Source organism: Peribacillus sp. NPDC097284, from assembly GCF_044761765.1.
Lineage (GTDB): Bacteria > Bacillota > Bacilli > Bacillales > DSM-1321 > Peribacillus.
Genome location: NZ_JBIWCZ010000012.1, coordinates 38,609 through 53,961, shown reverse-complemented (window position 1 = coordinate 53,961; position 15,353 = coordinate 38,609). Strand labels below are relative to the sequence as shown.

At 44.4% G+C, this 15,353-nt stretch carries 14 protein-coding genes; 4 read left to right on the top strand and 10 right to left on the bottom strand.

The window, feature by feature from the left end:
* The first annotated feature begins 10 nt into the window (after window positions 1-10).
* The 3 genes from ACIQXU_RS17450 (at window position 11) to ACIQXU_RS17440 (ending at window position 1,877) form a co-directional block, all read left to right on the top strand.
* Window positions 11-1,045: a processed acidic surface protein gene (locus ACIQXU_RS17450; protein ID WP_402991295.1), complete on the top strand. Its 1,035-nt coding sequence runs from the start codon at window positions 11-13 to the stop codon at window positions 1,043-1,045.
* A 1-nt stretch (window position 1,046) separates the two neighbouring features.
* Entirely contained in the window at window positions 1,047-1,667 is a 621-nt protein-coding gene (locus ACIQXU_RS17445; protein WP_402991292.1) for a class D sortase, read from the top strand.
* A 63-nt stretch (window positions 1,668-1,730) separates the two neighbouring features.
* Window positions 1,731-1,877: a YwzD family small protein gene (locus ACIQXU_RS17440; protein WP_402870694.1), complete on the top strand. Its 147-nt coding sequence runs from the start codon at window positions 1,731-1,733 to the stop codon at window positions 1,875-1,877.
* 14 nt (window positions 1,878-1,891) lie between these two features.
* On the opposite strand, the gene ACIQXU_RS17435 is transcribed toward ACIQXU_RS17440, so the two are convergent.
* The 5 genes from ACIQXU_RS17435 to hprK are packed head-to-tail and all read right to left on the bottom strand — an operon-like array spanning window position 1,892 to window position 5,813.
* Complete coding sequence (locus ACIQXU_RS17435) at window positions 1,892-2,410, bottom strand: acyltransferase (RefSeq protein WP_402954544.1); 519 nt, start codon at window positions 2,408-2,410, stop codon at window positions 1,892-1,894.
* The gene (ppaX, locus tag ACIQXU_RS17430) at window positions 2,407-3,075 is read right to left on the bottom strand and encodes a pyrophosphatase PpaX (RefSeq protein WP_402991289.1); all 669 of its coding nucleotides are present in this window, start codon (window positions 3,073-3,075) and stop codon (window positions 2,407-2,409) included. Before ppaX ends, ACIQXU_RS17435 begins: the two co-directional genes overlap by 4 nt.
* On the bottom strand, window positions 3,065-4,009 hold the full coding sequence (locus ACIQXU_RS17425) for a nucleoside recognition domain-containing protein (protein WP_402991286.1): 945 nt from the start codon (window positions 4,007-4,009) through the stop codon (window positions 3,065-3,067). Before ACIQXU_RS17425 ends, ppaX begins: the two co-directional genes overlap by 11 nt.
* 27 nt (window positions 4,010-4,036) lie before the next feature.
* The gene (gene lgt / locus ACIQXU_RS17420; RefSeq protein WP_402870683.1) at window positions 4,037-4,849 is read right to left on the bottom strand and encodes a prolipoprotein diacylglyceryl transferase; all 813 of its coding nucleotides are present in this window, start codon (window positions 4,847-4,849) and stop codon (window positions 4,037-4,039) included.
* A gap of 28 nt (window positions 4,850-4,877) precedes the next feature.
* Window positions 4,878-5,813, bottom strand: a complete 936-nt coding sequence (gene hprK, locus ACIQXU_RS17415; protein WP_402870680.1) for an HPr(Ser) kinase/phosphatase — start codon at window positions 5,811-5,813, stop codon at window positions 4,878-4,880.
* A gap of 185 nt (window positions 5,814-5,998) precedes the next feature.
* Between hprK and ACIQXU_RS17410 the strand changes: the two genes are divergently transcribed.
* Entirely contained in the window at window positions 5,999-6,676 is a 678-nt protein-coding gene (locus tag ACIQXU_RS17410) for an N-acetylmuramoyl-L-alanine amidase (RefSeq protein WP_402991283.1), read from the top strand.
* Window positions 6,677-6,721: 45 nt separating this feature from the next.
* Here ACIQXU_RS17410 and ACIQXU_RS17405 read toward each other — a convergent pair whose 3' ends face one another.
* From ACIQXU_RS17405 to ACIQXU_RS17385, 5 genes are all read right to left on the bottom strand, one after another.
* Window positions 6,722-7,822, bottom strand: a complete 1,101-nt coding sequence (locus tag ACIQXU_RS17405; protein WP_402991278.1) for a DUF4097 family beta strand repeat-containing protein — start codon at window positions 7,820-7,822, stop codon at window positions 6,722-6,724.
* A gap of 227 nt (window positions 7,823-8,049) precedes the next feature.
* Window positions 8,050-10,929, bottom strand: coding sequence for an excinuclease ABC subunit UvrA (gene uvrA, locus ACIQXU_RS17400; RefSeq protein WP_402991274.1), 2,880 nt, complete (start codon window positions 10,927-10,929; stop codon window positions 8,050-8,052).
* A 6-nt stretch (window positions 10,930-10,935) separates the two neighbouring features.
* Window positions 10,936-12,921, bottom strand: coding sequence for an excinuclease ABC subunit UvrB (gene uvrB, locus ACIQXU_RS17395; protein WP_402954565.1), 1,986 nt, complete (start codon window positions 12,919-12,921; stop codon window positions 10,936-10,938).
* A gap of 219 nt (window positions 12,922-13,140) precedes the next feature.
* A complete protein-coding gene (locus ACIQXU_RS17390) occupies window positions 13,141-13,371 on the bottom strand; it encodes a DUF2198 family protein (protein ID WP_402870665.1) in 231 nt (76 codons plus the stop codon).
* A gap of 148 nt (window positions 13,372-13,519) precedes the next feature.
* Window positions 13,520-15,097 (bottom strand): catalase, encoded by a 1,578-nt coding sequence (locus ACIQXU_RS17385; RefSeq protein ID WP_402991271.1) that lies wholly within the window; start codon window positions 15,095-15,097, stop codon window positions 13,520-13,522.
* Window positions 15,098-15,353 lie beyond the last annotated feature (256 nt).

Below are 15,353 nucleotides of genomic sequence, written 5' to 3'. Positions count from 1 at the left end.
GGAAATGATTTTGAAGAGATTTTTGTCGTTTATTGTTGCAAGTGTCATCATTTTTACGTTCGGGTTTGGCGGGGATAAGGGGTTTGCCGCAATGAAAATCAATCAAGATGAGCTGAATGCCTATCTTGCTGAAATAAGAATGACGGAAGACGAGTTAAAAGAGTACTTGGACTACTATGATTTAACTTTGAAAGATTTCGATTCATTGGAAGAGCTACGCGATACTTGTGGTCCCATCGTTACTCCAGAATCTTTACAGGAGCTCCTGGATGAATATGAAATGACCGAAGAAGAGGTTACGAGCTTATTAGTGGAATATGGCGAAATGGAAAAAGGGGAAACCATTCTCGATTCGTTTCACTTCATTTACGATATTCAAGATATCATTGATATGGATTTAGAATCAGACATGGATTATGCCGACGAGGATCTTCTTGATTTGATGGATGGTCTATTTACCGAAGTCGATCTCACAGAAGAAGAACTCGACCGCCTGATGAACCATTTGTTGCCCATCGTCGAGGACCCTTCCTTCGAATCACGCTTAATGGCGATTGCCGATAAGATGGAACAATTGGAATACTTCGATACAATCGATGAACTTTCCGCTGAACAAGTGGCTGAAATGCTTTCAATTTATGATGAATTGCAAAACTTGTTGCAGATTCAATTCAAGTTTTCCTTAACTCATGAAGGCGTTACCTCCACTCTTTCTCTTGAATCATTATTCCAGCTAGAGGATTTAACGAATGCTAGCTTGCTAGTCTCCATCTATGACTTAAGTGGCAACCTCTTGCTTGATTTTAAATTGACTGGGGAAATGATTGGTTCCAATTTAGTGAAAGAAACAGGAAATGACCTTAAGCAAACAACGAAGGTCATAACCAAAGTGGCTGATGTAAAACAAGAAAAGCCTACACATAAAACGGAAAAAGGTGCTTTGATGCCCAAAACTTCCGGTAACTATCTTTTTGGTGCGTTAATCGGCTTAGTGATGATTGCCCTTGCCTACAGGCTGATCAGAAAAGCGACACTCGTAAAATAAGATGAATCCCAAGCAAAAGAAAAAGTGGCTGCTCCTTGTAGCTTCCTGCCTCATAATTGTAGGGTTTTATTTTACGACGACGAATGCCTATACGCTGTTAAAAGGCTATGCCCTCTATAAATGGAACAAGCCGGATAGTGTGGAGTCGACGGCGACCCTACACCAAGAAAAAAAGGACCCTGTTCCTGATCAACTATATGAAAAAAGGCCAGAAATGGGCGACCTGGTGGGTGAACTGTATATCCCCAAGCTCGAAGCAACCTTACCGATTTTTCATGGAACAGATGAGGATGAGCTTGAAAAGGGAGTCGGCCATTATGCAGGTTCTGTCCTGCCTGGGGAAAAGGATAATTCCGTTTTATCTGGCCATCGGGACACTGTATTCCGGAAGCTAGGTGAGGTTGGTAAGGGGGACTTGCTGATCACGAAGACAGAAGCAGGCACGTTCACGTATAAGGTAAGAAAGGTCCGTATTGTTGATGCCGATGACCGGACCGTGATCGTACCCAAGCCCAAAGCCACGCTAACGGTAACAACCTGCTATCCTTTTTCATATATTGGTAGTGCACCAGAGCGATATGTATTGATTGCTGATTTACTGAAATCGGAAGTGGACAATTAAAAGAGAGGGCTGCATCCTTTTTGCAGCCCTCTCTCCATTATAAGAGAGTAGGAGGACGGGCGCGTGACCGATAAAAGGGCGCAGGAAAAGTTCTTTCAAATCGTAAGAAACACATATGAAATCACGTCTAGTGAAGAGAATATATCATTGGCAGAGGTTATGGACCAGCTAAAAAAGGATTTGTCCCAGCTAAAAGGACTTACTCATTGAGCAAGTCCTTTTTCTTATAAAGAAGTTTGCTGTTCACGCTTCAGCATTTCTTCTTTGGTATAAATCAGCTGCATCGGATTCCCACCAACGAAAGCTCCCTCTGGAACATCCTTATGAACAAGCGTCCCAGCTGAAACAATTGCCCCATTTCCGATTGTCAGTCCCGGAAGAATGGTGGAATTGGCTCCAATCAGTACTTCGTCCCCAATGACCACCTCTCCCAACCGGTACTCGTCGATCAAATATTCATGAGCAAGAATCGTCGTATTATAGCCGATGACTGTATTCCGCCCCACTGAAATCTTTTCAGGAAACATGACATCCGGCATGACCATCAAGGCGAACGAGGTATGCTTTCCCACTTCCATTCGCAGAAAGGTCCGGTACAACCAATTTTTCATGCCTAAAAACGGTGTATATCTTGCTAGTTGAATCACAATAAAATTCTTCACGACTTTCCAGAACGGGACCGTTTTATACACATGCCAAAGTGAATTGGCCCCTTTCACTGGAAAGCGGGTCGTCCGTCTCATCCCTTAACCTCTTCAAACTTCTCAGCCTCTACTATATCCAATAAATCAGACATGTTCTCCAGCATAAAATCTGGATGAAAGCTTTCCAGGAACTCCCGGCCCTTTATGGACCACGCAACACCGGCCGTTCTCGTTCCGGTGTTTTTTCCACCAAGAATATCATGATGGCTGTCGCCAATCATCACCGCTTCTTCTGGAATTGAGTCAAGCTGCTTTAATGCTTTTAACAGCGGCTCCGGATCTGGTTTTGCGTGTTTCACTTCATCCAAAGTGACTACGACATCAAAGAATTGATCAAGTTTGCTTAAGCGTAAGCCTCTTTCGACAATATCCCTTTTTTTCGTCGTCACGACAGCTAGCTTATAGCCACTTTGCTTCAACGTTTGGACCGTCTCGAAAACCCCATCAAATTGGGTTACCAGCATATCATGGTTTTTCCAATTATGTTCGCGATAGCGGGCGATCATTTCATCCGCGCGTTCCGGGTCTATCGAAGTAAACGTATCGACCAATGTCGGACCTATGAATGGGATAATGTCCTCCCGCTTGAATTGTCCGGGATAATAATGGTTCAACGTTTCCGTAAAGGAGGCGATGATTAATTCATTCGTATTGATCAACGTTCCATCCAGGTCAAATAATAGTGTAGTTATTTTACTGTTCATATGCGGCATCCTTCCTCTGTACACTGCTGTATCGATTCCATATATAAGCGACTACCATCGTCAGGACAATGGCGGTGACCAGCCTGATTAGTAATAAAGGCAAAACGGGAATCCCCAGTGGTATAAAAATCAATGTATCTTCTATAACGGCATGGCAGGCTACTAAAAAGATGAACGCGAGGGTCATATCCTTCTTCGAGACATTGTCTTCCTTGGCAGCCTGAATCATCACACCCGCTCCATAAGCAAGGCCAAGCGTCAGCCCTGCCACAAATGGCATTGATGTATTTGGCTTCATCCCCAGGACTTTCATAAAAGGAGCAAGTGCCTTGGAGAAGGCCTCCAGCCATTTTAAGTCTTTCATAATCTGAACAACGACCATTAGGGGCATCACGATGAGCGCCAGCTGTCCAATTCCGTATAGAGCCTGAATGACCCCATGTAATAGAATCGCACCCGTCCCGGTAATCTCGACTGTCTCCGGAACCGCAAAACCTTGGGCCATTTCCGTTCCACCCTGCCAAACGAGATTGATGATGACGGCAGACACTAGGGCGAGACCAAACCGGACCAGCAAAATGACCCACAGCTTGACGCCCGTTTTCATGGCTACCCCCGATTCGATAAATAAATTGTGTGAAAAGGATAACATCACGGCAATGATGAAGACTTCCTTTACCGTGAGATCGAGCGTCAAGATTCCTGCAATTGCCGCATATAAATTCAAGAAGTTCCCTAGTACAAGCGGGATGGCCGCATCACCAGGGAGACCGATTAAATTCATCAGTGGCGCAATTAAGTCAATCATCCATGGTAATACAGGTGTATACTGAAGCACCGTCACAATCAATGTAATCGGAAAAATGATTTTCCCCAATGTCCAAGTAGTATTTAAACCAGAAAGAATTCCCCTCTTAACGGAATCTACTATCACTATGCCCTCTCCCTTTACACATATTCTCTATGCATCTAAATATCGTTTATCCGCATGACCACGGAACCTTCTATAAAGAATGAAAGCAACAGCAATAATGATCAAGACAATGGAAATCACTTGGGCAATCCGAAGTGAATCCGTCAGCATCAAACTATCGGTCCGCAGCCCTTCAATGAAAAAGCGACCAACTGAATACCATAGAACGTATGTTAAAAATAACTCTCCCCTACGCAAGTTCACTTTACGCAATAATAGGAGGATGACCACTCCGACTATGTTCCAGACCGATTCGTATAAAAAGGTCGGGTGATAATACGTTCCATTTATGTACATTTGATTAATAATGAACTCTGGAAGATGTAAGTTTTCCAAGAAGGCCCTGGTTACTTCCCCACCGTGCGCTTCTTGGTTCATGAAATTGCCCCAACGGCCAATGGCCTGACCTAGCAACAAACTTGGAGCAGCGATATCCGCCAACTTCCAAAATGATACGTTCTTTACCTTTGCGAAGATGATGGCGGTTAGGACCGAACCGATTAATGCCCCATGGATGGCAATTCCGCCATTCCATATTTTAATGATGTCCCCGGGGTTTTGTGAATAATAATCCCATTGGAAGATAACATAATAAATGCGTGCACATATAATCGCAATGGGCACTGCAAACAGGATCATATCCGTAAATAGTTCCTTGTCCAGACCTCGGCGTTCTGATTCCCTTAAGGCAATGATAAGGCCCAGTAGTACCCCAAACCCGATAATCAGCCCATACCAATGTATCTGGATGGAACCAAGTTCAATCGCAATCGGATTTAGTGGTTGAATTCCTTGCTCCATTTTGTCCCCTCTTTTCTGATAACTTTACTTAAAATTCATCGTTGTCCGAATCGGCAATAGCATTATTTAAACGATCCGAAAATTGTTCCGCCGCATTAACACCCATGCGTTTTAACCGGTAATTCATGGCGGCCACTTCAATGATGACAGCTAAATTTCGTCCTGGACGAACCGGAACGGTGATTTTCGTAATCTCTGTATCAATGATTTTCATTGTCTCTTCATCCAGACCGACCCGGTCATATTGCTTATTCTTTTCCCAAAGTTCCAGATTGATGACGATGGAAATTTTCTTGTGGCTCCGAACAGCTCCGGCCCCAAATAACGTCATGACATTGATGATGCCCAGTCCCCGGATTTCAAGAAGGTGCTCAATTAAATCCGGAGCATTCCCGACAAGCATATCCTGATCTTCCTGGCGGATTTCGACGCAATCATCGGCTACAAGACGATGTCCACGTTTAACCAGTTCGAGCGCCGTCTCACTCTTACCGACCCCGCTTTTTCCAGTAATCAGTACACCCAATCCATAGATATCCACTAACACGCCATGAATCGCTGTAGTGGGAGCTAATTTACTTTCGAGAAAGTTCGTCAGACGGCTGAATAACCTCGTTGTCTTCATGGAGGACCGCATGACAGGAACGGACTCGCGTTCCGATGCTTCAATCAACTCGATAGGCACTTCCTGCCCACGAGTGATGATGATTCCCGGTGTATAGTCTCTACATAGTTCTTCCATCCTTTGAATTCGATCGGCCTCATTCAGACGGTTGAAGAACGACATCTCCGTCATTCCCAGGAGTTGTACGCGATCTGCAGGATAGTAGTCGAAGAAACCGGCTATTTCCAATCCTGGTCGAGAAAGGTCACTTGTAACGATTGGACGGTTGATGCCTTCTTCACCACTGATAAGTTCAAGATCGAATGCTTCAACTACATCCTTTGTACGGACTTTTGCCATATATCTTTCCTCCTTTTTTGGAGCGATGTTTATTTTTAGCGATACTTTTTCATTTTAGCATTATTCTGTAAATAACCAAACCACGCATGATCAATTTATTCTTTTTTCCTATCCGGAAGCTACTTTACCCCTTTCCCATTTGATTATAATGAAGAATACAGGATTTCGAAAGGAAGGGATAACACATGAAAATCGTACTTGATGCCGGCCATGGTTATACGACCCCCGGCAAGCGATCTCCCGATGGCATGAAGGAATATGAGTTCAATCGCGAGACGGCTGCCTTCATCAAACACTATCTAGAAAAAACAAAAGGCATCACGGTCCATTACGCCCACGAAGATGAAAGGGACGTCCCTCTTGGCGAACGAATCCGGAAGTCCCATGCCCTCGGAGCTGACCTATACCTCTCCATCCATGCGAATGCCGCTGGATCAGGGAAACGGCATGAGGCAAACGGGATTGAAACTTATGTTCATACCTCTAAACCGAAGGAATCGCTCTCCCTCGCCGAAAAGGTCCAACATGATTTGGTAAAAGCCACACAATTGAAGAACAGAGGAGTGAAGACGGCAAACTTCCAGGTTCTTCGTGAAACAAAATGCCCTGCCCTTTTAATCGAATGTGGGTTCATGACCAATCAACAGGAGGCCGCCCTTTTAAGAACGGAAGCCTTTCGGAAAACATGCGGGGAGTCCATCGCCAAAAGCGTCCTTGCCCATTATAAGCTTAAAAACGTGAGCTCCTCCACCATTCTGTATAAAGTCCAAATCGGAGCCTTCACGGATAAGAAAAAAGCTGAAACCCTTGTCAAAAAGTTGGCCAAAGATGGTTATGATGCCTTCATTACCAAGCAAACATAAACAAAGCCCGTCAGTCTAACTGGCGGGCTTACACTTTTTTTACTTTTAAGAAACCGTGATGGCTGCCGTTTTCGTGTCGGCGAACACATGGAGGACCGAATCATCAAAACTAGTCGTTTTAAACTTAAGCACTTTTTGAACCACATCACTTTTTTCTTCGACGATGGTCATTCCCTCTAAGCTTACGTTAAAACTTCCTAAGTTAGACTTCAACTCTCCTTCAATCGCCTTTCCTGGAGGCAAAATCAGCTGGACCTTCCCAGTAATCGATTTGGCATGGATTGCTTCACAATCCTGCGCTTGATTCTTGCAGACGATTTCCCCGTTAAAGGACTGAACATCCATTTTCTTGAAGTGCCCATCGGCATTAATTGCCCCATTTAATGTTTCTGCCTCGAGCTCATCATAATTCGTATCTGAAATGGTGATGGTTCCGTTACCCGTTTCAAGTTCGCACGTTTCACCTTTCCCTTGTTGGATATGGATGACACCATTTGCTGTTTTGGCCTTAAGTTTCTCTGCCGTCAGGGATTCTGTAGTGATTGCACCGTTAAACAGCCTAACCTGAATGTCTTCATAGGCCTTGCTCGGGATATACAACACCGTATCGACCTTCATCGTCTTTTCACGGACCTTGAACTTCATTTTCCCAGCGTCGATTGCGAAGTGAACTTCCTCTAGGAAGGTCTCCCTCGCCTTTTCTATATCTTCCACCCGATACACTTTAGCAAGACATTCCACTCGTACATCCTGCTGGTCCCATGTTGCGATTTTCACTTTCCCATTTGCGATATCGATATCGATTTCATCCAGGTACTCATAATCATGTTGAAAAATATGACTGACCTCGACGGATTTCCCAAAGTTAAAATCCAAATCCGTTTCTTTAATCTTTTTATATGCACTTTCAACGAAGCCTAAGATTTTTTCCTTAGAGGATTGTACATTCTTCTTGAAGGTATCCTGGGCACTGTCGTCACTTTTCTGATTGACAACAACCGTGGATAGCTCATTTTGCAACTTCTGCTCTTTTGCATCACTTTCCAAACTAGCCTTTTCTAATTCCTCCAACAGATTCAATGCTTCTACTGCTGTCAGCTTTCCTTCTTGTACCATCTCTAATATTCTCTGTTTTTCCGCTTGCATAGACATCCCCACTTTCTTAGAGTACCTTACACATACATACGCCCAGACAGGTAAAAAGTTTCATAATTATCCCAATTCCATTTATCGACAAAGAGTGGCGACAATTTCTGAAAAGGGAAAGAACACATTTCCCCGGAAATAATGGAGTTCAATCGATTTTAATCAACTGATTAATTAAAAGAAACCTGCCATATTTCTACAAAAAGCAAGCCGAAATTGGCTTGCTCTTAAACATGTTCATGCTCTTGTTCCTTTTCTTCGATCCATTTTTCCATCCGGATTTTATCACGGGTCAACACAGGCTTTAAATATTTCCCTGTATAAGATTCAGGCACTTCACAAATATCCTCTGGTGTTCCGTAGGTTACGATGGTCCCGCCTTTATCTCCGCCTTCAGGACCCAAATCAATGATATGGTCCGATGCCTTGATGACATCAAGATTATGCTCGATAACGAGAACGGTATCCCCATTGTCCACAAGTCGCTGTAAGACTTCAAGCAACCTGGCGATATCATGGACGTGCAGACCGGTAGTCGGTTCATCCAAGATATAAAATGAACGGCCAGTTGAGCGGCGATGCAATTCGGAAGCGAGCTTCACCCGCTGGGCTTCACCGCCTGACAGTGTGGTTGCCGGTTGCCCAAGCTTGATATACCCTAGCCCCACATCAAATAGCGTTTGTATTTTCCGTTTGATTTTCGGGATATTTTCGAAGAAGCTGACACCTTCCTCGACAGTCATATCAAGGATATCAGAAATGTTTTTCCCTTTATATTTCACTTCCAGTGTTTCACGGTTATACCTTTTTCCATGGCAGACTTCACATGGAACATAGACATCAGGAAGGAAATGCATTTCGATCCTAATGATTCCGTCACCTCGGCAGGCTTCACAACGGCCGCCCTTCACATTAAAGCTGAAACGTCCTTTTTTATACCCACGGATTTTCGCTTCATTCGTTGATGCAAAAACGTCACGAATATCATCGAACACGCCTGTATAGGTGGCCGGGTTAGAACGAGGTGTCCTGCCAATTGGCGATTGATCAATATCAATCACTTTATCTAAATGTTCAATCCCTTTAATTTCACGGTATTCCCCAGGTCTAGCCTTGGCACGGTTCAGTTTTTGCGCTAGAGACTTATGAAGGATTTCATTCACTAACGTACTTTTACCAGAACCGGAAACCCCAGTGACCGATGTAAACACCCCAAGTGGGAATTTAACATTGACGTTTTTCAGGTTATTTTGCTTAGCCCCTTTGATTTCAATGAACCGTCCGTCGTTTTTTCGGCGTTCTAACGGAAGAGGGATGAACTTCTTTCCGGAAAGGTATTGGCCCGTTAATGATTGGGGATGATTCATGACTTCTTCCGGGGTGCCGGCAGCTACGATTTCTCCACCATGTTCACCTGCTCCCGGGCCCACATCAATCAGATAATCTGCCGCAAGCATCGTATCTTCATCATGCTCGACCACGATGAGCGTATTGCCGATTTCACGCATGTTTTTTAGCGTGTCAATCAATCGGTCATTATCACGCTGATGCAGACCGATGGAAGGTTCATCTAAAATATACAGCACCCCCGTCAGACGTGAACCTATCTGGGTAGCCAACCGGATACGCTGAGCTTCCCCACCCGATAATGTTCCTGCTGCCCGGCTTAACGTCAAATAATCCAACCCGACGTTATCAAGGAAACCAAGGCGTTCGCGGATTTCCCGTAAGATCAACTTCGCAATCGCGGCTTCTTTTTCGGTCAACTCCAGGTTATCGAAAAACTGCAAGGAGTCTGAAACCGATAAAGCCGTTGTTTCGCTTATATGGACACCTTGAATGAGGACAGCGAGGCTTTCTTTTTTCAATCGATGCCCCTTACATGTGGGACACGGATTCTCCGACATGTATTTCTGCATTTGCTCCCGTATATAATCGGAGTTCGTATCCTTAAAACGCCGTTCGATATTTCGTAAAACCCCTTCAAACGGAATATGGCCTTCCTGCACTCTTCCAAAATCATTTTTATAGCGGAAATAGATCTTATCCTTACCAGATCCCAGTAAAATTTTCTCCAGTTTCTCTTCCGGAAGGTCTTTGACCGGGATATCCATATCGATGTCATAATGAGTCGCTACAGCTTCAAGGAGCTGCGGGTAATATTGAGAACTCGTCGGCTCCCATGGCGCTATGGCATGCTGGCGAAGACTTAACTCTTTATTCGGGATGACCAGATCACGGTCCACTTCAAGCCTTGCACCCAAACCATCACAATCCGGACAGGCCCCGAATGGACTATTAAAAGAAAACATCCTCGGTTCTAACTCCCCAACAGAAAAACCACAGATTGGGCAAGCATGATCCTCACTGAAGAGTAATTCTTCTTCGCCCATCACATCTATAATGACCTTGCCATCCCCAAGCTTCAAAGCGCTTTCCAAGGAATCTGCAAGTCTTGCCCTGATTCCTTCTTTGATGACGATCCGGTCAATGATGACTTCTATTGAATGCTTTTTATTCTTTTCAAGGGTGATATCATCACTGAGGTCATACATCTCCCCATCAATCCGCACACGGACATACCCTTGTTTCTTCACTTCTTCCAGCACTTTCACATGTGTTCCTTTTCTTCCTGAAACGAGTGGTGCCAATACTTGAAGCTTTGTCCGTTCCGGATAGTCAAGTATACGGTCAACCATTTGTTCAATCGTCTGGGAACTGATTTCGATATGATGGATCGGACAAGTCGGCCGGCCGACCCTCGCATATAGCAATCTTAAATAATCATAAATTTCCGTTACGGTTCCCACAGTGGAACGAGGGTTCTTGCTCGTCGTTTTCTGATCGATCGATATCGCAGGAGATAACCCTTCAATCATATCCACGTCTGGTTTATCCACCTGCCCTAAGAATTGGCGGGCATAAGCCGAGAGTGATTCGACATAACGTCTTTGTCCTTCCGCATATATCGTATCAAAAGCCAAGGACGACTTCCCGGAACCGGATAATCCCGTTAGCACCACAAGCTTATCCCTCGGTATCGTGACGTCGATATTCTTGAGGTTGTTGGTCCTTGCACCCTTAATCACAATTTTATCCATTGCCATGTTTCGTCACCCTTCCGCTTTTAACTCTAATATTAAATCACGCAGTTCGGCAGCCCGTTCGAAATCCAGTGCCTTTGCCGCTTCTTTCATTTCTTTTTCCATGCTTGCCACCACTTTTTCGCGCTCTTTTTTCGGAAGCTTAGACAGTTTGATAGCCGGATCTTCCTGATACGCTTCCCCATCTTCAGCAACTTGCGTAGCCCGGATGGAATCCCTGATATCCTTTTGGATGGTCTGTGGTGTGATTCCATGCTTTTTGTTGAATTTTTCCTGGATTTCCCGTCGGCGCGTCGTTTCACTGATGGCCAGTTCCATCGAATTCGTTATCCGGTCAGCATACATGATGACGTGCCCGTTTGCATTCCTGGCGGCACGGCCCATCGTTTGGATGAGTGAACGTTCCGAGCGGAGGAATCCTTCTTTATCAGCATCGAGAATGGTCACCAAGGACACTTCGGGGATATCCAGACCTTCCCGCAAAAGATTGATCCCGACAAGGACATCATATTTCCCCATCCTCAATTCCCGGATGATTTCAATTCTTTCCAACGTCTTTATCTCAGAATGAAGGTACTGAACCTTGATTCCTATATCCTTCAGGTAATCCGTTAAATCCTCGGACATCTTTTTCGTCAATGTCGTAATTAAAACCCGTTCATCCCGTTTAGCCCGTTCCTGGATTTCACCTATCAGGTCATCAATCTGCCCTTCAATCGGTCGCACTTCAATGGTAGGATCAAGCAATCCAGTAGGTCGGATAATTTGCTCGACCATTTCCGGCGTATGTTCCAATTCATATGGTCCTGGAGTTGCCGAAACGAATATGGATTGATGGACTTTCTTTTCAAACTCCTCGAATCTGAGTGGCCGGTTATCTTTCGCAGAGGGTAGGCGGAATCCATGGTCCACCAATACCTGCTTCCGAGCCTGATCGCCATTGAACATGCCGCGGATCTGTGAAAGGGTTACATGTGACTCGTCGACAATCAATAGGAAGTCTTCCGGAAAATAGTCAATCAAGGTGTAAGGTGTGGCTCCTGCGGGGCGTAGGGTTAAATGACGGGAATAGTTCTCGATACCCGAACAGAAACCCATCTCCCTCATCATTTCCAAATCGTAACGGGTCCGTTGCTCCAATCGCTGTGCTTCAAGAAGCTTTTCATCTTCACGAAGTTCTACCAATCGTTCTTCAAGTTCCGTTTCAATATTTTGAATGGCCACATTCAGTTTCTCTTCACGTGTGACGAAATGGGATGCCGGAAAGATGGCGATATGTTCCCGTTCACCAGTGATCTCGCCGGTCAGGGCATCGACTTCCCGAATCCGGTCAATCTCGTCCCCGAAAAACTCGACCCGAACGCAGTGTTCATCTTTTGAGGCCGGGAAGATTTCTACTACGTCTCCGCGGACCCTGAACGTTCCACGTTGAAAGGCAATATCATTTCTCTCATATTGAATATCTACAAGTTTATGGAGCAGTGCATTTCTGTCTATCTCCATACCAGTACGCAGCGATACCACCATCTCCCTGTATTCTTCCGGGGAACCTAACCCATAAATACAGGATACACTGGCAATGATGATGACATCTTCCCGTTCGAACAAAGAAGATGTAGCCGAGTGGCGGAGTTTATCGATTTCATCATTGATACTGGCATCTTTCTCTATGAAAGTATCAGTGGAAGGCACATAGGCTTCTGGCTGATAGTAATCGTAATAGCTGACAAAGTACTCAACCGCATTATTGGGGAAAAACTCTTTGAACTCACTGTAAAGCTGCCCTGCCAACGTTTTGTTATGGGCAATGACAAGGGTAGGCTTATTGATTTGTTGGATGACATTGGAGACAGTGAATGTTTTCCCTGTCCCTGTCGCTCCAAGCAGCGTCTGCATACTCTTTCCTTCTTTTATGCCAGCAACAAGCTTTTCTATCGCCGCTGGCTGATCTCCCTGTGGAGAATATTTTGAGACTAACTCAAACGTTTCCTTCACCAAGCATGGCCTCCTACTGAATTAGTTTTATATGAAAAAAGGGATATGATTTATTCCTTCTATTTATTCCGTTTAAAGAACTATATATACACATTCTACCACAATATCCCCAAAACAAACCACCGAAAAGCGAACAAACATTCTGTTTCGCATTTTATAACCTAGCAGGTCAAAGAGTCCTTTTCATAGAAATCGAGACAAAAAAAGCACCTCTATAAATTAGGCGCTCTTGGCTGTTCGTTTCATCATTCTTTTTGATAACCAGAAACCCACCGTCAGTGATAGTGCATCAATGATTATTAATAAGTTCGTATGTGTATAACCTTTATATGCGGAAGCGGCGATCAATGCAACCGTTAGTATAAGACCTACAATATAGTTATAGGTGACCCTTGAAAATAGCATGACTAGAAGACCGGGTAATAGAAGGGCTGAAAGAAATTTAATCATTTTTTCATCTCCTTTGTAAGAGAAAAATAGAGTAGTTACAGTTTAAATGATTCCTTGGTTTTTTGCCAATCTATTTCCTGCAAAACGAACAAGCGGTATACAAAAGGGAAACCCCCTTCAAGGAAGGGAGTTCACTTTTTGCATCCTATTAATATGGATCGGCGTCATGACCTTTTTCGACCGCTTCCTCTGGATTGTCCGTACCACCCATTGGTTTGGAAGACTCGGTATGTTGGGAAGCTGCCGCTAATCCTTCTTTCAAACGACGGCCATAATCTTTATCGGCCTCTTCTGCAAGGGCAATCATCTTCTCTTGAATGCGTGGATCGGCAGGTGCGAGTGCATCCACTAGGTTGGAGATCAATTCGTCCCTTTCCCAATCCTCGAATTCACGATACGTTTCACCTGCTTGTTTCGTGTTGCTTTGGCGATCTATCGTTTCACGGACCAGTTTGCCCTCTACAAAAGGGGTATACTCTTTACCCGTCTGCTCAGCCTCTTTCAATCCTCCTACAGTCGATGGTTCGTAGTTGATATGAGGACTTTGGTTTCCTCTACCCACTTCATACTGCATTTGGCCGCCCGTTTGATTGGTCGCCGTCCGTTTTTTTGGTGCATTGATCGGCAGTTGCAGATAATTTGCCCCTACGCGATGACGTTGTGTATCCGAATACGAGAATGTGCGGCCTTGGAGCATCTTATCATCCGAGAAATCCAACCCGTCTACAAGGACTCCCGTTCCAAAAGCAACCTGCTCGACTTCAGTGAAATAATCTTCCGGGTTCTTATTCAAAACCATCGTGCCGACATGTAGCCATGGGAATTGGTCCTTTGGCCAAATCTTCGTATCATCCAATGGATCGAAATCCAGTTCAGGATGGGCATCATCACTCATGATCTGTACATTTAGATCCCATTCTGGGTAATCCCCACTTTCGATTGCTTCATATAAATCCTGTGTAGCATGATTGAAATTCGTCGACTGAATCTCATTCGCTTCTTTCTGCGTCAAGTTTTTAATCCCTTGCTTTGGTTCCCAATGGTACTTGACCAGGACTGCTTCCCCCTCTTGATTCACCCACTTATACGTATTGACCCCGGAACCTTGCATCATGCGGTAGCTAGCCGGAATGCCCCAAGGCGAAAATAAGAAGGTGATCATATGGAAGGTTTCCGGAGAACTTGAGCAGAAATCGAAAATCCTTCTGCCATCCTGAATGTTTGTAACAGGGTCGGGTTTGAAGGCATGGATCAAATCGGGAAATTTCATGGCGTCGCGGATAAAGAATATTTTGAGGTTGTTCCCTACTAAATCCCAGTTTCCATCTTCCGTATAAAACTTAACGGCAAATCCACGAGGGTCACGTAATGTTTCAGGGGAGGTTCCCCCATGAATGACCGAAGAAAACCTGACGAAGACCTGTGTTTTTTTACCCGCTTCTTGAAAGACCTTTGCTCTCGTATATTTAGAAACCGGCTCGTCTCCCGCCTTGCCTGTCGGAACAAAATATCCATGTGCACCTGCACCTCGTGCATGTACCACCCGCTCCGGAATCCGCTCTCTATCGAAGTGACTCATTTTTTCCAGGAAGTCGTAGTTCTCTAATGTACTTGGTCCCCTGTTTCCAACAGTCCGGATGCTTTGATTATTCGTTATGGGGTGCCCTTGTCGGTTGGTCAAGGTTTCTTCCGATTCATTATTCGTCTCTTTTGGTTGATCAGACACTAAATTTCCTCCTTTGTAAATATCATCCATCACTCCAACTAACATCCCCAATTCCTCAAACTTCACTCACATTAATTCAAAATTCTTCAATTAATGTAAATTACGTTCTAATTACCTACAAAAAGTTCCAAAAAACACCTACTAATTGATGTGAGTATATTGTACTATTATTAATGAATCTCCTTCACACTATCGCCAATGCTACCGATAAAAATCATGGAGATTACTCCAATGAAGGCATCTCCGCAGTATATGT

Coding starts and splice junctions, on each gene's coding strand:
- uvrA (WP_402991274.1), bottom strand. CDS start 10,929: ATGGCAATGGATAAAATTGTGATTAAGGGTGCAAGGACCAACAACCTC.
- ppaX (WP_402991289.1), bottom strand. CDS start 3,075: ATGAACAGTAAAATAACTACACTATTATTTGACCTGGATGGAACGTTG.
- ACIQXU_RS17410 (WP_402991283.1), top strand. CDS start 5,999: ATGAAAATCGTACTTGATGCCGGCCATGGTTATACGACCCCCGGCAAG.
- ACIQXU_RS17435 (WP_402954544.1), bottom strand. CDS start 2,410: ATGAGACGGACGACCCGCTTTCCAGTGAAAGGGGCCAATTCACTTTGG.
- ACIQXU_RS17390 (WP_402870665.1), bottom strand. CDS start 13,371: ATGATTAAATTTCTTTCAGCCCTTCTATTACCCGGTCTTCTAGTCATG.
- hprK (WP_402870680.1), bottom strand. CDS start 5,813: ATGGCAAAAGTCCGTACAAAGGATGTAGTTGAAGCATTCGATCTTGAA.
- ACIQXU_RS17445 (WP_402991292.1), top strand. CDS start 1,047: ATGAATCCCAAGCAAAAGAAAAAGTGGCTGCTCCTTGTAGCTTCCTGC.
- ACIQXU_RS17405 (WP_402991278.1), bottom strand. CDS start 7,822: ATGCAAGCGGAAAAACAGAGAATATTAGAGATGGTACAAGAAGGAAAG.
- lgt (WP_402870683.1), bottom strand. CDS start 4,849: ATGGAGCAAGGAATTCAACCACTAAATCCGATTGCGATTGAACTTGGT.